This window comes from Photorhabdus sp. RM323S (genome assembly GCF_042879375.1).
Lineage (GTDB): Bacteria > Pseudomonadota > Gammaproteobacteria > Enterobacterales > Enterobacteriaceae > Photorhabdus > Photorhabdus tasmaniensis.
In genome coordinates this window covers 1-22660 of record NZ_JBHFKZ010000051.1, presented here as the reverse complement: position 1 = coordinate 22660, position 22660 = coordinate 1, and the positions used below count along the sequence as shown (strand labels likewise).

Annotated in this window: 16 protein-coding genes; 8 read left to right on the top strand and 8 right to left on the bottom strand. The window is 41.5% G+C overall.

Annotation, left to right across the window (positions count from 1 at the left end; translation table 11 throughout):
- Positions 1–815 precede the first annotated feature (815 nt).
- A complete protein-coding gene (locus tag ACGF7G_RS17795) occupies positions 816–1439 on the bottom strand; it encodes a TetR/AcrR family transcriptional regulator (RefSeq protein ID WP_133813382.1) in 624 nt (207 codons plus the stop codon).
- Positions 1440–1672: 233 nt separating this feature from the next.
- On the opposite strand from ACGF7G_RS17795, the gene ACGF7G_RS17790 reads away from it, so the two are divergent.
- On the top strand, positions 1673–2956 hold the full coding sequence (locus tag ACGF7G_RS17790) for a Tm-1-like ATP-binding domain-containing protein (RefSeq protein ID WP_242688759.1): 1284 nt from the start codon (positions 1673–1675) through the stop codon (positions 2954–2956).
- Positions 2957–3285: 329 nt separating this feature from the next.
- Here ACGF7G_RS17790 and mtr read toward each other — a convergent pair whose 3' ends face one another.
- The 3 genes from mtr to tnaC all read right to left on the bottom strand — a co-directional run bounded on the left by mtr (position 3286) and on the right by tnaC (position 6235).
- Positions 3286–4530 carry a tryptophan permease gene (mtr, locus tag ACGF7G_RS17785; RefSeq protein ID WP_133813383.1) on the bottom strand — a complete coding sequence of 415 codons (1245 nt, stop codon included), beginning with the start codon at positions 4528–4530 and terminating at the stop codon, positions 3286–3288.
- A gap of 78 nt (positions 4531–4608) precedes the next feature.
- Positions 4609–6009, bottom strand: a complete 1401-nt coding sequence (gene tnaA, locus ACGF7G_RS17780) for a tryptophanase (protein ID WP_387467235.1) — start codon at positions 6007–6009, stop codon at positions 4609–4611.
- 127 nt (positions 6010–6136) lie between these two features.
- Complete coding sequence (tnaC, locus tag ACGF7G_RS17775) at positions 6137–6235, bottom strand: tryptophanase leader peptide (protein ID WP_387467233.1); 99 nt, start codon at positions 6233–6235, stop codon at positions 6137–6139.
- Between the two features lie 429 nt (positions 6236–6664).
- Between tnaC and ACGF7G_RS17770 the strand changes: the two genes are divergently transcribed.
- Together ACGF7G_RS17770 and ACGF7G_RS17765 are read left to right on the top strand one after the other, a co-directional pair.
- Positions 6665–7096 carry a bleomycin resistance protein gene (locus ACGF7G_RS17770; RefSeq protein WP_387467232.1) on the top strand — a complete coding sequence of 144 codons (432 nt, stop codon included), beginning with the start codon at positions 6665–6667 and terminating at the stop codon, positions 7094–7096.
- 1127 nt (positions 7097–8223) lie between these two features.
- The gene (locus ACGF7G_RS17765; protein WP_133813385.1) at positions 8224–9564 is read left to right on the top strand and encodes an MATE family efflux transporter; all 1341 of its coding nucleotides are present in this window, start codon (positions 8224–8226) and stop codon (positions 9562–9564) included.
- A 252-nt stretch (positions 9565–9816) separates the two neighbouring features.
- On the opposite strand, the gene ACGF7G_RS17760 is transcribed toward ACGF7G_RS17765, so the two are convergent.
- Genes ACGF7G_RS17760 through ACGF7G_RS17750 form a run of 3 tightly spaced genes read right to left on the bottom strand, consistent with a single transcriptional unit; the run spans position 9817 to position 11525 of the window.
- Positions 9817–10476, bottom strand: a complete 660-nt coding sequence (locus ACGF7G_RS17760; protein WP_387467230.1) for a DUF799 domain-containing protein — start codon at positions 10474–10476, stop codon at positions 9817–9819.
- Entirely contained in the window at positions 10473–10832 is a 360-nt protein-coding gene (locus ACGF7G_RS17755) for a DUF4810 domain-containing protein (protein WP_133813387.1), read from the bottom strand. The genes ACGF7G_RS17760 and ACGF7G_RS17755 overlap by 4 nt, the downstream gene beginning before the upstream one ends.
- Positions 10833–10853: 21 nt before the next feature.
- Positions 10854–11525: a CsgG/HfaB family protein gene (locus ACGF7G_RS17750; RefSeq protein WP_133813388.1), complete on the bottom strand. Its 672-nt coding sequence runs from the start codon at positions 11523–11525 to the stop codon at positions 10854–10856.
- Between the two features lie 393 nt (positions 11526–11918).
- Between ACGF7G_RS17750 and pepT the strand changes: the two genes are divergently transcribed.
- Positions 11919–13172 (top strand): peptidase T, encoded by a 1254-nt coding sequence (pepT, locus tag ACGF7G_RS17745; protein ID WP_387467229.1) that lies wholly within the window; start codon positions 11919–11921, stop codon positions 13170–13172.
- A 113-nt stretch (positions 13173–13285) separates the two neighbouring features.
- Here pepT and ACGF7G_RS17740 read toward each other — a convergent pair whose 3' ends face one another.
- Entirely contained in the window at positions 13286–14632 is a 1347-nt protein-coding gene (locus ACGF7G_RS17740) for a Fic family protein (protein WP_387467228.1), read from the bottom strand.
- A 693-nt stretch (positions 14633–15325) separates the two neighbouring features.
- On the opposite strand from ACGF7G_RS17740, the gene fdnG reads away from it, so the two are divergent.
- The 4 genes from fdnG to ACGF7G_RS17720 all read left to right on the top strand — a co-directional run bounded on the left by fdnG (position 15326) and on the right by ACGF7G_RS17720 (position 21809).
- Positions 15326–18373 carry a formate dehydrogenase-N subunit alpha gene (gene fdnG, locus ACGF7G_RS17735; RefSeq protein WP_387467227.1) on the top strand — a complete coding sequence of 1016 codons (3048 nt, stop codon included), beginning with the start codon at positions 15326–15328 and terminating at the stop codon, positions 18371–18373.
- Positions 18374–18385: 12 nt separating this feature from the next.
- Complete coding sequence (gene fdxH / locus ACGF7G_RS17730) at positions 18386–19312, top strand: formate dehydrogenase subunit beta (RefSeq protein ID WP_133813392.1); 927 nt, start codon at positions 18386–18388, stop codon at positions 19310–19312.
- Entirely contained in the window at positions 19312–19953 is a 642-nt protein-coding gene (gene fdoI, locus ACGF7G_RS17725; RefSeq protein WP_387467226.1) for a formate dehydrogenase cytochrome b556 subunit, read from the top strand. Before fdxH ends, fdoI begins: the two co-directional genes overlap by 1 nt.
- Before the next feature lie 533 nt (positions 19954–20486).
- On the top strand, positions 20487–21809 hold the full coding sequence (locus ACGF7G_RS17720; protein WP_387467224.1) for a hypothetical protein: 1323 nt from the start codon (positions 20487–20489) through the stop codon (positions 21807–21809).
- Positions 21810–22660 lie beyond the last annotated feature (851 nt).

Here is a 22660-nt window from a genome sequence, read left to right as displayed (position 1 = left end):
AACCACACCAAATCTGATTAAATAACCGAACAAAATGAAATAGACTAAGAGAGCAATTAACGTCTATTTATAGCAATCTAATATGCTGTGACACATTTAATGATATTTCAAACTCACCGTGGGTCGGCTGGTAAATAAGTTCTCACGCATATTAATTTAATGCAACACTTTACTGGATTAAATATAATATCGAAAACCTTTAAAATTAACTTAACTGTTTGTATTTAAAGATTAAATTAGAAATGGCACACTGTAATTAAAGTGTATTTTCGTACTTGTCTTATTTTTCAAATTATTATTTTTAGCAGGAAAATTCTGATTAGTCAGAAAAACAAAAATATAGGTATAATTAAAGGATTAATTATGATTTTCATCATGATTAACCTGAGGTTGTTATATTGATTGTCGATTTGTTATATTTCTGGGTGTTTATTGTAATAATAAATAAATGCATTTTTAACATTGTGTTTTCTATTTATCATTTTTTTAATATTTTGCTTTCTATAGGCGGGAATTTTAACCATGAAAGACAAGTACAATGATGCCATTTCATCAAATTAATTTTAATGGAAATACAGAATGGCTATGAACAAACCCTAGTCATAAAGGAGATAAATTCAATAAGTAACAAATGCTCATTTGGCGTGCAGCGGAAAAACCCAATCACCTGGTTCAACAACCTTTTTTATTCTTTCAGCATAAACAGGGATACTTTGCATAAGAATAATCATAAATTATATGAAATCTATGCAAAATATCCGCCCCGAGAAATTCGCCAATTAATACTGAGTTATTAAATGGCTTATCAGAAACAACTAGAGCTCAGAATCTCTATACGCCTGATTAATAATGGCTTTTGCCATCCATTTAGTGATTTCAATAACTTTCTCGTCATCCATATTCCAAATATCTTTCATTACCAGAAAGACTTCAGAGCCATAAATTAGGGAAAAAGAACGAATGACATTTTCCAAAGTTTCCGGTGGAAAATGCCCTTTTAGTGGTTCAACAACCATTGCAAGGATCTCCTTACGATGCCCGCGTACCAGTTTCTTTTCCTGCTTATCCGCAGATAAATCGCGCCCATGAGCCCATTGCTGTAAAGAAACCAACAGAGCCGCCCGCAATGCACCTTCATGTTGAAACATTCGGGGATAGGCAAAATCCAACAGTTCAATAATCCGCTCTTCGGTTTTTTTGCTGGAAGGCTGCCAGGTGAGAATTGGCCCAAGGCTGGCACCAACAATTGCGTCAATTAAATCGCTTTGGGTCGGAAAATAGCGGTATGCCGTTGCTCTGGAAACACCAGCATACTGCGCCAATTCGGAAACCGAAGGTATCGCGCTCTGCTCAAAAAGTTCCAGTGCAGCGTTTATCAACAATGCATACGTTTTTTTCCGGGTCCCGGTAAAGTGAGGTTTACTATTCGAATCCATCATTGCCACAACTCTTTCACAATAAAAATCTCTAGATAAAGCTTATGGTTAAAATTCTTTTTCGCTATCATCACTCTACTTAACTATCTACAAAACACCCAAATTGATTCAGTTTATTTATGGGTAAAATGAGATGACAGTCCCAATTTGGTAATATAATAGTGATACTAGAGTCTCATCTTGTCTATAATCTGTCCATGAATGTTGTCAGCACCGGGGAAGTATTCATAATTATAATGAAAAAAAGCCAAGGCTGTGTTTATATCGCCACTATTTTTGATACCAAGAGCGCAGAAATCTTCTACGTCAGGGATCTGATAGAACAAGCTGGCCTTGCCGTTCGTACTGTGGATTTAACTACTCAATCTGGCCCGCTCGAAAGAGGTGCGGACATCACTGCATTAACAGTAGCAGAGCATCATCCACAAGGCAAAGATGCCGTTTTCTGTGGTGATAGGGGGAAAGCAATATCCGCAATGTCAGTCGCTTTTAGTCTTTTTTTATCAAGACAAACTGATGTTTTAGCGATTCTGGGTCTGGGGGGCTCCTGCGGGACAGCACTGATTACACCCGCGATGCAATCTTTGCCTGTAGGTATACCAAAACTGATGGTTTCTACTATGGCCTCCGGTGATGTTTCAGGTTACGTCGGTGTCAGTGATATCGCCATGCTCTATTCAGTCACTGATGTGTCCGGCCTTAATCGTATCTCCCGTCAGGTATTGAAAAATGCGGCTAACCAAATTGCAGGTGCAGTTTATTTCTACCAAGAGAACAATGTTGAAGATAAGCCAGCTATTGGTCTGACAATGTTTGGTGTCACAACACCGTGCATACAATTACTGACCAAAGAACTGGAGCAACAGTATGACTGTCTGGTTTTCCATGCAACCGGCAGCGGTGGCAAAACAATGGAAAAACTGGCCGAAAGCCGCCTGCTGAATAGCCTGTTGGATATCACCACAACCGAAGTCTGTGATTATCTGTTTGGTGGTGCCTTGGCCTGTGATGCAGACCGTTTGGGGGCGATAGCCCGCACACAAACACCTTATATTGGCTCTTGCGGTGCATTAGATATGGTGAATTTCGGGCATCTGAATACTATCCCGGAACGCTACAAATACCGTCAATTTTATCGCCATAATTCTCAGGTAACATTAATGCGCACCATACCTGAAGAAAACCGCCAAATGGGGATTTGGATTGCTGAAAAGCTTAATCGGTGCGAAGGAAAAGTAAAATTTATTATTCCTGAAGGCGGTTTTTCCGCTCTGGACATTGAAGGTGGCCCCTTCTGGGATCCTGATGCGACTCAGGCCTTTATCAACGCTTTTGAGTCTACATTTATAGAAACGGAAAACAGGCAACTCATTAAAAGCCCTCATCACGTGAATTCACCTGAATTCTGCCAACAGGTGATGAGCGAATATCAGCAGATGATGATGGCTGTAAGTTGTGACTCAACACGAACAACCACTGAAGCAGGAGCAAATGTTAATGGGCCTGATCACCAGCAATAATACGGGTTCAGAAGTAGTATTGACACTGAAAGATTGTATACAACTAATTAATGACTAGGTAAAAAGTTGTCAAAACAGGGCGTTCTGATGCTATTGTTCTATTACAACCTCTTACGATATATCTGTCGGAATGTTGTACTAAATAGAACAGTCAGGGTGCTTGTGTTCTAAAGGGAAGCCATAAGAACTTCCTGTTAATAACCTTGCTATAAGATATTGGGAGTTAACAAACTAAATTAAAACATAAATACACCTGCTTTGTTTTCTTCCTTTTCGGAGCTTATCTCCGTCAACACCAGGCTCCTGCGGCACCCACCGCAGGAGTTTTTTTATGAATAAACGGGCAGCAGATTAAAACTTGATAAGATATGGGCAGTGACATTCAATACACCAAACAGCAAAATCAAGCCGATCAGCGCATTGCCGCCCCAAACCCGGTAGGCCGGGCTACCAAACCGTTTACGGGATGCTCTGGCAAGTAAAGCCGGAACGATAGCAGCCCACACTGTCGCAGCCAGGCCAGCAAAACCAATTGCATAAATAAAACCATTCGGGTAAATCATTCCGCCAACCATTGGTGGAAGAAACGTCACCAGTGCAGTTTTAAAACGCCCCAGTTTGCTATCATCAAATTTGAACAAGTCGGCCAAGTAATCGAACAGCCCCAGCGTGACACCAAGAAATGAGCTGGCAACAGCAAAGTTAGAAAAAAGGGTCAGCAATAAATTCAGTGTTGCACTATTTAAGCCTCCACTTAATGACTGGACCAGAACATCAATATTTCCCCCTTGTTCCGTAATTTTAATAAAACCTGACCGGGGAATATTTCCCATTGTTCCAATCAACCAAACCAGATAAAGAACTAACGCCATTGATGTCCCAATAAGCAGACATTTTTTTATTTTTTGTGGTTCTTTTCCATAATATTTCATCAGGCTAGGAACATTGCCATGATATCCAAAAGAAGCCAGGCAGAAAGGTAAGGTTGCTAATACATAAGGCCAATAAGTTGGATTAATTTCAGCGGTATTAAATAAAACAGCAGATTCAACGTTATAAATTAAGCCGCCAAAAGTCATAAAGAAAGTTAATATTTTTGCACCAAGAATAATAGAGGTTATCCGGCTGACCGCCTTCGTACTTAACCAGACAATAAACGCAACGGCAAAAGCAAACAAAAACCCGGCAAGTTGCGGCGAAAAATCTATCGACATTTCCTGCATGACATGCTGAATAATCGATCCACTGGCAGAAATATAAGCATAAGTTAGTATATATAAAACAAAAGCAATCGTAATACCATTGATGATATTCCAGCCGTTACCTAAAAGATCTTTTGTTATAGTCCCGAAACTTGAGCCAATCCGATAATTAAGATTGGCCTCCAATATCATTAACCCTGAGTGCAACATGCAAAACCAGGTAAAAACCAAAGCAGCGATTGACCAGTAAAACCATGCTCCTGACATTACAACGGGTAAGGAAAACATGCCTGCGCCAATAATCGTTCCGCCAATGATCATTGCGCCGCCAAGTAAAGATGGAGACGATTTTTTTATCGGCAAAGTAGCCATATGTGTGACCCTAGCGTGACTTTATAATGGATAAAACAAAATTTGGGATGCTTTTAAATAGAAGCATCCCTATTCTTATTATTTAATTGGTTTTAATCTTGCAACAAAATGCCGTAATACTGATGGCTCATAAGTAAACGTTAACCCTTTAATTTGAGAGGCTCTCTCTTTCAGAGAAATAAAGGCTTCGGCAATATAGTCCATATGATCATTGGTATATACCCGACGAGGAATAGTTAATCGCAGAAGTTCCATTGGTGATTCTTTTTGCTTTCCTGTCTTTGGATCACGCCCTAACAATAAAGAACCAATTTCGACACTCCTTATTCCCGCATCCAGATACAATTCATTATTCAGGGCATGTGCAGGAAATTGCTCTCCTGGAATATGTGGCAATAATAATTTAGCATCAACAAAGACAGCATGACCACCGGTTGGATATTGAATAGGAATGCCTGCATCCATTAATCTTTTCCCTAAATAAGCTACTTGATTAATACGATATGCCAGATAATCTTCATTCATACCTTCTTCAAGGCCAATTGCCAGCGCTGCCATATCGCGACCGGCAAGACCGCCGTAAGTGACAAATCCTTCCATTGGCACGCAACGGACACGCACTTCATTAAACAGATCTTCGTCATCACGGAAACAGCAAAGACCACCGATATTGACCATCGGATCTTTTTTAGCTGACATGGTTAGCATATCACCATATTGATACATCTCCCTGACGATCTCTTTGACTGATTTATTTTCATAGCCTTTTTCTCTTTGCTTAATAAACCAGGCATTTTCACAAAAACGGGCGGAATCAATCACCACAGGGATATCGTATTGCTTCGCAATCTCATACACAGACTTCATATTAGCGATAGAGACAGGTTGACCACCAGAACTATTACAAGTCACGGTTGTGATAATGGCCACAATATTATCAGCACCCTGTTCCGTAATCGTTTTTTTCAGTTCATCAATATCAAAATCGCCTTTCCAATCGTAATAGGTGGTCGTATCAAAGGCTTTTGGCGTAACAACGTTAACCGCTTTCGCGCCATTTAATTCCACATGAGCCGCGGTGGTATCAAAATGAAAATTAGAGATAAAGACAGGATGGGTTGCACCACCTTGCGCTTTTTTACGAGCAATTAATGTCGGAAATAAGATTTGTTCTGCACCGCGCCCTTGATGGGTTGGAATAGTGTATTGATAACCAATCAGCTCGTTAACTTTATCACACAGATGATAATAGTTACGGGAACCTGCATAAGCCTCATCACCCATCATCATTCCCGCCCACTGGCGATCACTCATTGCACCGGTACCGGAATCTGTCAGCAAATCAATGTAAACAGCATCACTTGGCAACAGGAATGGATTATATCCAGCCTCTTCTAATGCTTTTTCACGTTCCGCACGCGTCGTCATACGGATATTTTCTACCATTTTAATACGGAAAGGCTCTGGAATACGTTTCATGAATATTTTATCCAATAATTGTTTATACTGCGTAATTCAGGAAAAATCCTGAAAAACACACAGAAATACGCCACAATAAATGCAATGATTAAAAATAAAGATTTAATTAGAGATACAACCAGAGGAATTAATTAGGGAAATATTTAGAAATACGGTGATCGACATTAAACCATGCCTGTATATTACAAGAATAAATAAAATGATAATGTAAAAATATAGAAATCATAAAATGAACTTATCCCCCAGTTAAAACTGTTCAATAGGATATAGATAATATTTAAATTATCCGTGACCAATCACGCAAAAAACAAAAATCATAAAAAATAGAAATTTATATACACTCAAGTAAATCGATTATATACCTAAGAAAAAACAGTTAATAAACATCGTATAGGAACCAATGAAAAAATATAACAACGAAATTAAATCAAATCAATAAAACAACATATTAAAATAATAAGAATATTTTAATAAAAATCATGCAGAGATCAAAGAAACCTCATCCTTCAAGTCAGGTAAGGAAATAAAACATCTTTCTTACTAATGATTAATTTCTGCATTTCCTGTATGGCAATTACTACAAAAAACAGAGCTGTTCATAGAGTGAAAAATACTTATATAATAGAAAAAATATCGCAGAGCTAAAGAATAACGTATGAACCAACATAAACCCTATTGGAATCGTATGGTCCCTGAACTGACCGTCACTGATTTTTCTCGATCTCTGGATTTCTATCAAAGAATCCTCGGTTTCCAGTTACTTATTCGCCGTGATACCCCAGATTTCGCCTATCTAGAATTGGGCGAAGCACAGCTAATGCTTGAAGCACTACATGATGATGGTTGGAATACTGTCTCACTAAATTATCCTTTGGGAAGAGGTGTAAATTTTCAAATCGAAGTTGATGATTTAACTCCTCTACTTAACAACTTAAAAGCTAATGGCATAACACTATACCGAGAAGTTAAAGATAATCATTACCGTGTTGGTGAAGTACTTGCCTGCCAAAGGGAATGCCTGGTGCAAGATCCCGATGGCTATCTGCTACGTTTCAGCCAATTCATAGAGAACATAATGACATATTGAACGGTATATTCTTTTATTCCCGACAGTTCCGTCACTTTCTTTACACTTAAATGCTATTATGACTCTGGAAGAGATAAACAATATACCAATAAACACATTGCTTTTTATTGATTAATTATATTCAAGTTTAATAAATAATTTTAATTACTTACATCTAGAACCAACTAATTTAGATTATTTTCATTAGCTTAAATAGGACACCTTAGCGTTTAATTTATTTATAAAAATCCGCCCTTATTAAAGGGCGGAATAGAAATAACAGAAATAGAATTCTGTATAGCACTATAACTGTGCCATCTGAAAATCAATTAATTCTAGCCTCGATTAATTATTTATTCTCAAATATAACAGGGGTTGAGTGATCAGGAGTTGAATTATTAGGACCGTCAGAACCGATAAGACATGTCGTAGTGTGGGATGAAAAAATGACACATTTTATTGCACATATGGGGAAATGTGGCTTTAATATACAAGCATATATAGATGCAGAAAAAGTAGAAAAAAAAGTCAACATCAAAATAGTCATTATTAATCGACGCTGTAATCTATTTATCATCATATCACCTCGTTAAATGGTATATTTTTATTTCCATATATTTTACTCCTGAAACTAATTATAGAACAAGATTTAACCAAATAAATTCTTTTATCTTTTCGTTGATGAAGCGTTTAAGTTTTAATGAAATAATAAAATTATTTAGATAAATTAAACTTTAAATATTTCCAAAACACAAAAATATAGACATTATTTTGGAATTTTATCCAAACATAAAAACACAACCCTTAATTGCACTAATTTTTATATTAATATTAATTATATGATAAAATTACCAAAACAATTAAACAGAACATATAAAATTTTCCACTTCCTGCTGTTATCAGACAACAATTTGCTTGATACAGTTACGAAATTATTCACGAATCGGTCTGGTATCATAGATTGGTAATCAGACACCATAACCAATATTCAGATACAGACAAATTGAAAAATAGCATTCACCTTTTTATTCTTATCCTCTCTCTGTTAACAAATGAATAAACCATGTACAATACATGAATATTTTCTGAGTACGCGGCATCTCAAGAAACTATTTATTTTACCTTTTTTCAATAAGCAGGTTTTTCAAATGCATCAAACTGATGTTACTGAGCGTTCGCTCTTTTCGCTAAGTTGGCCGATTTTTATTGATATTCTCCTCCATCTGGCCACTTTATTAATTAACACCTATATGGTGAGCCATGTTTCTACTTCTTACCTGGCTGCTATGGCAGTAGGTAATCAGGTCTTTGACCTGTTTATCACTATTTTCAGCTTTATCAGTGTCGGTTGCAGTGTTGTTATTGCGCAATACATTGGTGCCGGCAAACGGGATAAGGCCAGTCAGGCGATCCATATTTCTATTGCATTCAACTTTTTACTTGGGCTTAGTTGTGCACTGATTACCATCTTCTTCGGCTATAAGATCTTGCATATTATGAATATGCCAGAACACCTGATGGAAGATGGTTTCAGCTATCTGCACATTCTGGGGATCTGCCTGATCCCGGAAGCCATTTCGATTATCCTGGCAACTTGTTTACGAGTTTATGGAAAATCCAAGCCGGCGATGTATGTTACGCTGATTGCTAACTTGCTGACGGTGCTGGGTAATATGATCGTCTTGTATGGTTTCTTCGGATTGCCTCAATATGGTCTGGAAGGTGTTGCCTGGTCTACCGTCTTTGGCCGGATTGTTGCTGTTATCCTGTTATTCTGTCTGCTAAGTTATGGCCTGCGGATTAAATTTAAACTGACAGGTTTCCTGCTTTGGTCAAAAAGTATATTGGGCAAAATTTTACATATCGGTTTACCCGCAGCGGGCGAAAATATGGTGTGGGTCCTGCAATATATGGCCGCCATAGCATTCATTGGATTGATGGGTGAAATTCCACTGGCAGCACAAACACTCTATTTCCAACTATCACTATTTGTCATGTTGTTTGGTATTGCCACCAGCATTGGTAACGAAATTATGGTTGGCCATCTGGTCGGTGCCAAACGGTTTGAAGATGCTTATATTCGTGGCTTTAATAGTCTGAAAATTGGCTGTATCGTGACCGTGGGTGTTGTCACCGCCTTCTGGCTGTTCAGGGTACCGATTCTGCATTTCTTGACGCAAGATGAATCCATCATAAAACTGTTGTTGCCACTATTCTTGCTGTCTGTTTTTCTGGAGCCAGTCCGTACCGCCAATATCATTATGGTAAACGCATTGCGCGCTTCCGGTGATGCCCGTTTCCCGCTATATACTGCGATGTTCTTTATGTGGTGTGTTGCTATTCCAATAGGGTATTTTCTTGGCATCAAGATGGAAATGGGGATCTTAGGTATTTGGATCGGTTTCTTCTGTGATGAATGGCTGCGTGGATTCGTTAATACTTGGCGTTGGAAATCTAAAAAATGGCAAACAAAGCGATTAGATCTTTAATCAACAGATTGTTGATGATTGAAATATTCTCCTAATCTCAACACTGAGGTTCCCTTCATCGGGAGCCCCAGTGTTGTATCCTTCTCAATTGATGATCTTATCATTCCATTACCCTCTATATAGAAGACACTTTTATTCGACCTGAATAAATAGTGATAAAGGGTATTGACCAAGAGAGTAATGTTTAATAGTCCCCAGATTTTAATAACAAAGAATTCGAGATTCCAGCGGGAACACAACCCTTCCTAGAGATTAATACTTTTCTTTACCATAATGCTCAGAATGGGGACCATAAAGTAAACCGCGACTACCGCCAGCTGTCAGTAAGCGATGACTTGTAATACCCGCAATCTCATGACCTTTATCGGTAATGGTATTCGCGATTTGTGAAACGACCGCAGACACCAAGATTCCAATAAGGCTACTATTTGAGTTATTTTGATTTTCCGTCGATGAAGCAACTGCCCGACCATTCCACAGTTGTTTACCACTGCGCAGATCCACTAGTTTAGCGGAAGCCGTTACACGGGTATCGCTGTTGATAACCTGATACTGCGTGCCGTACTCTTCAATATCCAGATAGAGCGCGGAATCTGCACCAAAAATATCATGCAGTTTTTTATAACTGATATTCTGAACATCCTGCCCCACGGTCACGCCATTTTGCTGAAATGTCTCTTCCACGACCGCAACCGGAAAAACATAATAACCCGATTCTGCCAATGGATAAGTCACTTGAGAAATCAGGCTGTGACCTGCTTTTACTTCCAAAGATTTATTCACTGCCGGCAAAACCAGAATGGATTTTGGTTTGCTCTCTTTAAATGCAGTGTAGTCATAAGGCGTAGTCTTGGCACACCCTGTCAGCACAAGCGCAGCTAATAAACTTAACGCCACGAGAATACGATTCATTGCATAGTTCCTTTATTTTTACTTAATAAAAAGTCCATAAATGGCGCTGATTCAGGAAACAGTTTTTTCTCTGCTTCAAACTGATGGAACGCTTCTGAAATACGACCCGTTTTGCTATACAGCAAACCCATCTGTGCATGCAATCCAGGCGGTACCGGTTTATCTTTCGCTTTCGCTTTTTCAATCACTTTCTGCAAAGCCTGTAACTGCTCTTCAAACCCCATCTTATCCTGTTGATAATACTGATAAACGGTAGGTTGGTACTGATCCCATTCATAAATCGTTTTTGGCTGAGTCGCACAACCCGCCAGGGCCATAGCTGCCAGCAATAAGCCCGCTTTTTTCATTAATACCATGAGAATATATCCCTATATTGCTTAGTTAGAAGGTTTCCATGCACCCGTTTCAATATTTTCAACCAGGCTGTTTACCGCTTCACGAATTGCCAGATCCAGCACTTTGCCATTCAGCGTGGAATCATAGCTGGCAGTGCCACCAAAACCGATAATTTCACGGTTGGATAATTTATATTCACCTGCACCTGCCACGGAGAAAACCACTTCGGACGTTTCCACATTCACCACATTCAACATGACTTTAGAATAAGCCACTTGTGATTTACCGCGTCCCAACAGGCCCCATAACTGATGATCGCCGACTTCTTTACGGCCAAATTCAGTCACATCACCGGTAATGACGTAGCTCGCACCTTTCAGCTTCTGTGATTTACCTTGTAAACCCGCTTCTGCTCTCAGCTCTGCCATATTGGTGCGTTCCAGAACGGTAAAGCGTCCGGTCTGCTGTAAATGGGTGATTAAAATTGTTTTAGATTGATTACCGAGACGATCAACGCCGTCAGAGAAAATCCCGTTTTGATAACTGGAACGGTTTTCAAACTTACCGATAGCAATTGGACTACGAATACCTTGATATACCGTGTTATAAGAATTTACTTTTTGCACCTGGACGGTATTGGAAGATTCGGTTGCACACCCTGATAATATTGCCGAAGCCAAACAAATTGAAGATAAAACCAACTTACTCTGCATAAAACCTATTCCTACAAAAAATGATTAGTGTATCCACCTAAAATACAAAAATAGGCAGATGACGCATTCCATTAAAGATTTATTTACATCAAAAATTATTATGGATAAGCCTAGGCTGTGTGACCAGCATTTTATGCTAAAACAATAAAAAACCATTTGTTGTATCACACTTTTATGATTAACTTTTATTCCCTCAGAGAATAAAATAACATTAACTTAAATTATAATTTAAATGTTTCATTAATATTTATACTGTTAATGAAATTACTGGAACTTAATATCAAAAGCATCTCGTTATTGATGATTAAATATCGTTCAAAAATAATCAATTAATTAAGTTAAATAAGTAAAATAGACGTATTTCTGTATATGGCAAACATAATGGAGAAAAACATGAATATTGTTGATCGTTTTATTTCTTATACCAAAATCAATACCACTACCAATAGCAAGCAAGGAACGGCAGGTATTATGCCCTCCTCTGAAGGCCAGAGAGTATTAGCCAAAAAATTAGGGAAAGAGCTAAAACAACTGGGATTACAGGATATTATTGTGCGAGATACCGCAATTGTCACGGCAACTCTGCCCGCTAATGTGGACTATTTCGTTCCGACGATCGCATTTTTTGGTCATCTTGATACCAGTGCCGAGCTGACCAATGATACTAAGGCTCAAGTCTTACCTTATAACGGCGGCGATCTATGCCTGAACAACGCGCTCAATATTTACCTGCGCCAAAGTGAATTCCCTGAGTTAAAAAACTACATTGGTGACGATATTGTTGTTACTGACGGCACCAGCTTGTTAGGGGCGGATAATAAAGCCGCTCTGGCCGCCATTGTGAACATGTTGCAATACTTCCGGCAAAATCCTGATGTTAAACATGGCACAATAAAAGTGGGTTTTGTCCCTGATGAAGAACAAGGGCTGCTGGGAGCAAAAGCTTTTGATGTCAATGCATTTGGTGCCGATTTTGCTTATACCCTTGATTGCGGAGGAATTGGTGAACTGGTTTATGAGAATTGGAATGCTGGTGACGTAGAAATTATTTTCACTGGGCAACCGGCACACCCAATGTCCGCTAAAGGCAAACTGAAAAACTCCCTGCTGATGGCACACAAATATATTGCCATGTTGCCAGGCGGTGAAGCCCCTGAATATACCGAAGGCCGGGAAGGTTATTATTGGGTAAAACAGATACAAGGAAACAACGCCCGTACTATGCTGAAACTGGATGTTCGTGATTTTACTGAAGCGGGTTATGAATATCGGATGACGTTCCTGAAAAATCTGTCAGATAGCTGTACCGCCCTGTGGGGAGAAGGAAGTGTACAATTCAAGATGACGGCTCGTTACACCAATGTTTACAACAGTCTGCAAGGGGAAAACCGTTATCCAATTGATATCGCTATTGCCGCTTATGAAAAATGCGATATTACCCCGCGCCCAATTCCCATGCGTGGCGGCTATGATGGCGCCGTTCTTTCCCAGAAAGGTTTACCTTGCCCGAATCTCTTTACTGGCGCACATAATTTCCATTCAATTTATGAATATTTGCCGGTGAAATCCCTGTATGCGGCTAGTGAAGTTGTGAAAACGATAGTGGAATTAACGACAGCCCGGTTTGCTCCAGGAGCGGATATATGATGCCAATCCCCTCGATATTGACAGAATAATTTACCGGGCGATAAACATCGGACAGCTCGTCTGGTTAAACTGCCCAAGTTTTTGGGGCAGTTCACCATGGCCGGGAGCAAGTACTACCCGGCTATTTCCTGCATGGATTGCTTCACAAATTCCGCAAATGGCTTCACGTTTTTTCCTACCGAAGCCGATTCCAGCGCCGAGAGATACTGCGTTCTATTTTTAAATTTAATCACCGTCCAAGGGTATCCACCAATTACCAGCAAGAAGTTCATTAAAAATCTGGCAGTGCGGCCATTACCATCAGGGAACGGGTGAATGTAACCCAGGAAAAGATGACCTAAGATGGCCTTTACTGCAAAATATTCCTCATTAGCGATCAGCGCTTTCAGTACTTCCATACAATCCATTAGCTGCTCGCTGGCTGGCGGTACATGCATTGAAGTACGGATATAGATCGGCCCTTTTCGGAATCCCGCCAAATCCAGTCTGTTAATAATTCCGGCATCCACACAGGGGTTAAACAATGCGGTGAACCAGTCAGTCAGGCCAACATCGACTAGATAACGGATGTCCAAGCTCTCCCTATCCTCATATGCTTCACGCAGCAACTCTTTGACCTTATTGAAAGCATCGTAATAACCTCTGGCAGCCAGTGCGTCCTTCTGCTCCTTATCCCTTTGGATGGTATCCGGCGACCAGTCACCATTAGATAAACGCTCAATTAACTCTGGCGTAACCTTGTAACCTTCGATAGATAGCGAGTTGTAGGCATCGCTCACGTAGAGACTGCTCATCATCGCGTGAGTCTCTTCGATTGCGCGCCCAAAGAAGTCAAAAGGAGGTAGGAAGCCGTCAAACACCTCGATCACGTCCTGTCTCATTTCCTGCCACAGAATTCGCACACGAACTGCGCTTGGGGATTCTCCCCGACCAGCACCTACAATTATCGGAGCATGGTCAAACGGGTTAACCCGCTTAACGCCTTCAAAACCAGCTCCCTCCATGATGGTTTGTAGTTTCCGGCTTTCAGCTTTCATCTTTAATTGTTCGTAGGCACCAATTAATCTGTTTCCCGATGCAAGGTTCTTGGTTGTCAGCAACGCCTCTGAAAGCAAACTCAGATCAGCATTCTGGAGCGCCAATTGGATATTTAAGGGATTAGCTCTAAAGGTTTGTGGGCCAGTTTCAACTAACGCACTTTCCAATGAATGAGCATTAATACCATTCACCTTGGCAGTCTTACAGGGAATTCTTCCCTTGATGATCACCATGCTCATGTTATTCGGCAGGTTAAGCGTGCGTGGTGTCGTATCTGTGGTGTAGACGATCACTTGGTTTGATAAAGCGTTGTTTGCCGTATGCAAGTCGAGAGAGGCTTCTGGACTCAACCAATAATCATCCCCGAAGATACTTTCAATGTACTGCCCTACAAACGACCAAATAGACTCATACCAAAGCACTGAGTCGCCAGTTTGCTCAGTCGTGAGGTCTGCATCCAGGAGATACCATCCCCTGATAATTTGCTTAAGATAGCCTTTCTTGACGAGAAAAGTGCGTTGCTTATCAGTGATTGATCTGGAGTTGAGCACATTGCCCACAGCCGCATTACTCGCCGCCTTCAGTGCTTCTGCTAACCTTTCGTTTCCCGTTTTTGCCATATTCTTTCCCCACCAGATGCTTAATAATTAGCTGTTATGAAAATGCAAAATTAGTTTTTACGCTATTACGTTTATAGCTTTTATGATCTTATATTTCTAGCTTTTACGATCTTGCATTTCTCGCTGTTGCGCTAAAATCTAGTAAACAAAGGGGGGGAAGGTTGGCGTACGCTGGAACACGAGCTTCTGACTTAAATATATCGCAATCTTGTCACTAATGATTTCATAACATAACAATAAAACAATATTAATATTATTTCTCATTTTGCAACCATTTTATCCATATTTAGCAACATAATACGCTTTATGATACTATGGATAATGATAACCTCAGGTAGTTTATAACTCATCAATGCAGTGGGTTCTCCGCGATACCCAGGAGTGTTTTGAATGAAAAACGGGGCGGGCTATGAAAGCAATTTCGCCTGATTCGTCAAGGTGTTATTGCATAAAAAATAAAGCAATGTCGTCATTCAAAAAATAAGGAGAAGACCGATGCAGGTCAGCAGAAGAGCTTTCTTCAAGATCTGCGCGGGTGGTATGGCGGGAACAACAGTCGCCGCGCTGGGATTTGCTCCCGCCGTGGCGCTGGCTGAAACTCGTCAGTACAAACTACTGCGCTCACGTGAAATTCGTAATAACTGCACTTATTGTTCCGTTGGCTGTGGCATTCTGATGTACAGCTTGGGTGATGGCGCGAAAAACGTCAAAGAAAGCATTTTTCATATCGAAGGCGATCCGGATCATCCGGTCAGCCGGGGTTCTCTGTGCCCGAAAGGCGCTGGGGTGCTCGATTATATTCGCAGTAAAAACCGTCTCCAATACCCCGAGTACCGCGCTCCGGGTTCTGATCAATGGCAACGTATCCGTTGGGATCAAGCGATCGAACGCATTGCCCGTCTGATGAAAGATGACCGTGACGCCAACTTTGTTGAGAAGAATGAACACAATGTCACCGTCAACCGCTGGCTGACAACGGGTATGCTCTGCTCATCTGCTGCCAGTAATGAAACTGGTATTCTCGATCAGAAATTCACCCGCGCTTTGGGCATGATCGCCATTGATTGTCAGGCGCGCCTTTGCCACGGCCCGACGGTCTCTGCCCTAGGGCCAACGTTTGGCCGCGGTGCCATGACCAACAACTGGGTCGATATCAAAAACGCCAATGTTGTCCTGATCATGGGCGGAAACGCCGCCGAAGCGCATCCGGTAGGTTTTAAATGGGTGATTGAAGCCAAAATCAAAAACAATGCGCAAGTGATTGTGGTCGATCCGCGTTTCAATCGCAGTGCCGCCGTCGCTGATTTTTACGCACCGATCCGTGCCGGCTCAGATACTGCATTCTTACTGGGTGTGATCCGCTATTTGATGCTTAACAACAAAATCCAGTCTGAGTATGTTAAGGCTTACACCAATGCGGGTTTGATTGTTCGTGAAGATTATCAGTTTACAGACGGTTTATTCAGCGGCTTTGATCAAGCTACCAAAAGCTATGACCGATCTTCATGGCATTACGAAACCGATGAACAGGGTTATGCCAAACGGGATGACACCTTGTCTCATCCACGCTGTGTATGGAACTTGCTGAAAAATCACGTTGAACGTTATACCCCGGAACAGGTTTCCAACCTGTGTGGGACTTCAAAAGCGGATTTCCTCTATATCTGTTCTCAACTGGCAAGTACCTCGGTCACCAACCGCACTGCAACCATTCTTTATGCACTGGGCTGGACTCACCACACCGGTGGTGCTCAGATTATTCGTGCCGCCGCAATGGTTCAGTTACTGTTAGGTAACGTGGGAATGCCGGGCGGTGGTGTTAACGCATTGCGTGGTCACTCCAATATTCAGGGCTATAGTGACCTTGGTTTATTGTCGCTTAACCTGCCCGGTTATCTGCCTCTGCCGAGTGAAAAACAGGAGAACCTGGCAACCTATCTGGCGCAAACCACACCGAAAACCTTGGTGCCAAATCAGGTTAATTACTGGAAAAACACACCAAACTTCTTTATTAGCTTGTTAAAAGGTTTCTGGGGCGAACACGCCACAGCAGAAAATGACTGGGGTTACGACTGGCTGCCTAAATGGGATAAAAGCTACGATATTCTGACTCAGGCCGAATTAATGACTCAAGGCAAAATGAACGGCTACATTGTTCAGGGTTTTAATCCGCTGGCGGCATTCCCGGATAAAAATAAATCCAGCAGAGCACTATCAAAACTGAAATATCTGGTGGTTATCGATCCACTGGTCACAGAATCATCTAACTTCTGGCAGCACCACGGTGAGATGAATGATGTCAATCCGGCGGATATTCAAACCGAAGTTTTCCGCCTGCCCTCTTCCTGTTTTGCCGAGGAGAATGGATCAATTGCCAACTCCGGTCGCTGGCTGCAATGGCACTGGGCGGGCGCTCATCCACCGGGAGAAGCGTTACACGACGGTAAAATTCTTGGCAAGCTGCTGATGCGTCTGCGTGAACTCTACCGTGAAGAAGGTGGCGCTTATGCTGATCCTATTATGAATCTGTCGTGGGATTACCAAAATCCGGAAGATCCGACACCGGAAGAGATTGCCCGTGAAGCTAACGGTAAAGCATTAGCGGATATTAAAGACGAAAACGGCAATATCATACTGAAAAAAGGTCAGCAACTTTCCGGGTTCTCTCAACTGAAAGATGATGGTTCCACCTCCAGTTTCTGTTGGGTTTACACCGGTTGTTGGACCGAACAAGGTAACCAGATGGCTCGCCGTGATAACTCAGATCCATCCGGTTTGGGCTGTACTCCGGGCTGGGCGTGGGCATGGCCGCAAAACCGTCGGGTGCTCTACAACCGCGCATCGGTTGATCCACAAGGCAAACCGTGGGATCCGAACCGCGAGCTGATCAAATGGGATGGCAACAAATGGCGTGGCTTTGATGTTGTTGATTACAGCAACGCTGCGCCGGGAACCCATGTCGGACCGTTTATCATGCAACCAGAAGGCGTCGCCCGCCTGTTTTCCATTGATAAAATGGCTGACGGGCCATTCCCTGAACATTATGAGCCGATCGAATCCCCTATCGGCACCAATCCACTCCACCCGAATGTGATCTCTAACCCGGTTGCCCGCATCTTTCATGCCGATGCTGCTTATATGGGAGAAGCGAATGAATTCCCTTATGTCGCAACGACTTATTCCATTACCGAACTGTTCCGTCACTGGACAAAACACGCGCAGCTTAATGCTGTGGTTCAGCCCGAACAATTTATTGAAATCGGTGAAAAACTGGCGGCAGAAAAAGGCATTATTCAGGGTGATGAAGTCAAAGTGTCTTCTAAACGCGGTTTTATCAAAGCCAAAGCAGTTGTCACCAAACGAATTCAGCAACTGACCATTAACGGTAAGCAAGTTGAAACCATTGGTATCCCTTGCCATTGGGGTTTTGCTGGGGCAACCCAGAAAGGTTTTTTGGCAAATACGCTCACCCCTTCCGTGGGTGATGCCAACGCACATACGCCGGAATACAAAGCGTTTCTGGTGAATGTGGAAAAGGTCTAACAGGAGCGAATTATGGCAATGCAATCTCAAGACATTATTCGTAAATCCGCCACTCATTCCTTTACCCCGGCACCTCGTGTGCGTGATCATCAGGAAGAAGTGGCAAAACTGATCGATGTTACCACCTGTATTGGCTGTAAAGCCTGTCAGGTGGCCTGTTCAGAATGGAACGATATCCGTGACGAAGTGGGTTTTAACGTCGGTGTTTATGATAACCCAACCGATCTGACCGCTAAATCATGGACCGTGATGCGGTTCTCCGAAGTGGAAGAACACGGCAAACTGGAGTGGCTTATCCGCAAAGATGGCTGTATGCACTGCGCTGATCCGGGCTGCCTGAAAGCATGTCCGTCAGAAGGGGCGATTATCCAGTATGCGAACGGCATTGTGGATTTCCAGTCAGAACACTGTATCGGCTGTGGTTATTGTATCGCGGGTTGCCCGTTCAACGTGCCGCGGATCAATAAAGAGGACAACCGGGCATATAAATGTACCCTGTGTGTTGACCGTGTTGGTGTCGGCCAGGAGCCTGCTTGCGTAAAAACCTGTCCGACCGGGGCAATCCATTTCGGCACTAAAGAAGATATGAAAAATCTGGCGTCTGAACGGGTCACTGAACTGCAAGGCCGTGGTTATCAGAACGCGGGGTTATACGATCCCGCAGGTGTTGGCGGCACGCATGTTATGTACGTCCTGCATCATGCGGATAAACCGCAGCTTTATCACGGTTTGCCAGATAATCCGACCATCAGCCCAACCGTGACTTTCTGGAAAGGTATCTGGAAACCACTGGCAGCGGTGGGTTTCGCCGCAACATTCGCTGCCAGCCTCTTCCACTATGTCGGCATTGGTCCAAACCGCACCAGCGAAGAAGACGAAGAACATGCCCGTCAGGATGATGAAACACCGGCAAAATCCGCTAATCGGGAGGAACTGTGATGAAAAAGCAGGATACCATTCTCCGCCACTCACCGATTGAGCGGGTGAATCACTGGTCAGTGGTGATCTGTTTTCTGTTTACTGCTATCAGTGGGTTGGGGTTCTTCTTCCCCTCTTTTAACTGGTTAATGAATATTTTCGGCACACCGCAGTTAGCACGGATACTGCATCCGTTTATCGGCTCAATGATGTTTTTGTTGTTTATCTTTATGTTTTTCAGATATTTCAAACATAACTTTATTGACAAAGAAGACATTGTCTGGCTGAAAAACATCCATAAGGTGCTGAGAAATGAGGAAGCCGGCGATATCGGCCAATATAACCTGGGTCAAAAAGGTATTTACTGGTCTATCAGCGGCTGCCTGATCTTACTGGCTATCAGCGGCGTGATTATCTGGCGTCCCTATTTTGCCGATTTCTTCTCTATTTCGCTGATCCGGCTTGCACTTTTGGTGCACTCTCTGGCCGGCGTTGGCCTAATCCTGCTGATTATGATACATGCCTATGCCGCATTTTGGGTGAAAGGCTCTATCCGATCGATGGTGGAAGGCTGGGTAACCCGCGGCTGGGCGAAGAAACATCATCCTCGCTGGTATAGAGAAATTCGTCAAAAAGAGCAGCAGGAAGAGAAAAACTCTTAGCCCATTTTCTTGCTGAATTTACCTGAACCATGCCATGTGAATAACTGACAGAGATATTCCAGCATGGTTCTTTATTATTTGCAATAATACCCGATATTGGTAGTGAAATGTTTTGATATTTTATATTTAATTGATATAAATCATTATCTTATTCTGTCATTCCTGTTTAAACTATCTAATGTAAAAGCCACTTACAATTATTTTTATAATTGTTGGTTTTTTTTACTCAATTTTCTTCTTTTCTCTGTTTATAACAGAATAAAAAGAAATTAAAATTAGTTAATTACAATACTTCACTATGATCTATCAATTTATGTCATTAAAAAGTAATTTCTATTTTTCACTTATACCTGATCGATTATTCTGTAACGTGAAAATGTTCTCCCGTTACCTTCTTACTGGCGAATCAATCTGCATAGTGAAATACACTGACTATAATACGAACCTCAAAAAATAGGATTGTTGCATTATCATGCTGCATCTCTTCCCTATAACACTTACATTCTTAACGGAAATAATAAGCGAGAGCCATTATGGAAACGGCAAAAAACAACCATATCATGGTCGCAGATTCTCCTGCGGCAAAACGGGCAAACATGACTGAAAGTGAATGGCGGGAGGCTATCAAGTTCAACAATCTTGATGCTGGCTGGGTCATCATGAGTATCGGCATGGCAATCGGTGCCGGTATTGTCTTCCTACCGGTTCAGGTTGGTTTAATGGGATTGTGGGTTTTCCTGCTATCCTCGGTGATCGGTTATCCGGCGATGTACCTGTTCCAACGTCTGTTTATCAACACGCTGGCAGAATCCCCCGAATGTAAAGATTATCCCAGTATTATCAGCGGCTATCTCGGAAAAAATTGGGGAATTTTGCTGGGTACACTCTATTTTGTTATGCTGGTCATTTGGATGTTTGTTTACTCAACAGCCATCACCAATGACAGCGCTTCCTATCTGCAAACTTTCGGTGTCACTGACGGCCTGCTATCTGACAACCCTCTCTACGGGCTGGTACTGATTTGTATTCTGGTTGCGCTTTCATCCAGTGGTGAACGGCTCCTGTTCAAATTATCCAGCTTTATGGTGTTGTCCAAACTGCTTGTCGTCGCGGTACTTGGTTTATCCATGATAGGCATGTGGCACTTATATAATATCGGCGCACTGCCACCAGCTGGAACGCTGATAAAACAGGCGATCATTACGCTGCCATTTACCCTGACTTCCATTCTGTTTATTCAAACCTTAAGCCCAATGGTTATCTCTTACCGCCATCACGAGAAAAATCGTGAAGTTGCCCGCTATAAGGCATTAAGAGCAATGAATATCGCCTTTGGCGTCCTGTTCTGTACGGTCTTCTTCTATGCAGTTTCATTCACCTTAGCGATGGGACATGATGAAGCGGTTCAAGCTTATGAACAAAATATCTCTGCTCTGGCAATTGCGGCAAAATTCTTCCCCGGTGGCTGGGTAACGGTTATCAGTGTCTTGCTGAATATCTTTGCGGTGATGACCGCCTTCTTTGGCGTTTATCTTGGCTTCCGTGAAGCAACCCAAGGCATAGTGATGAATATTCTGGCGCGGATCATGCCAGCAGAAAAAATCAATAAAAACTGGGTACAAAAAGGCATCATGGTTTTCGCTATTCTGCTGGCTTGGGGAGCGATTATTCTGAATGCACCAGTACTGAGTTTTACTTCAATCTGTAGCCCAATATTCGGTATGGTCGGTTGCCTAATCCCAGCTTATTTGGTCTACAAAGTGCCAACGTTGCACAAATATAAAGGAATATCGCTAATCTTGATTATCTTTACCGGATTCCTATTGTGTATCTCACCATTGCTGGCATTTTCCTGAATTAAAAAAATATTCATTGAATTGAACGCAGTCTGGTAACAGACTGCGTTTATTAGTCGAATCCGCCCAATATTAAAAACGATTAAAGAAATAGGCTTTGATTTTAATATCATTGGAATATATGTTATCCTCTGGTTTTAAACCTGAAAAATAAAAGAAAAAGAAAAGGTATTAAAGCTTTTGGCTTTTTTATCAAGGTCGGATTTAACTCGGTAAATGCGAGTTTTTAGCGGGGGATTTAATGGTATTTAAACGAAAATTATTAACCGTTAAAAGAGAGTTGAAAAGAAATTCACATATAAAAGAATATTATCCGAAAGGAATAGGTATTAAAGCGTTTTATCGACGGTTGTTTTACGGATAAAACTCTAAAAGTAATGTAATAAAAAAGGGATAAAACGGTTAATGTGGCAGGATTTGAACTCTGAAAAAAATCCCGTATTAAAAGGGGTGAAAACGAAGATTAAAATTTTATGCGCGATTTATTTTACATTTACCTAACCTGCCATGAGTATTTAAAAATGCAAGTAAAAAGGCATTAAAGCTTTTGGCTTTTTTTATCAAGGTCGGATTTAACTCGGTAAATGCGAGTTTTTAGCGAGGGATTTAATGGTATTTAATCGTAAATGATTAACCGTTAAAAGAGAGTTGAAAAGAAATCCACATATAAAAGAATATTATCCGAAAGGAATAGGTATTAAAGCGTTTTATCAACGGTTATTTTACGGATAAAACTCTAAAAACCATGCAATAAAAAAGGGATAAAACGGTTAATGTGGCAGGATTTAAGTGCTGAAAAAGGCGGGTAAAACAGCGTTGGTAAAGATAAAAAGTGGAGAGATTTAGGGTTT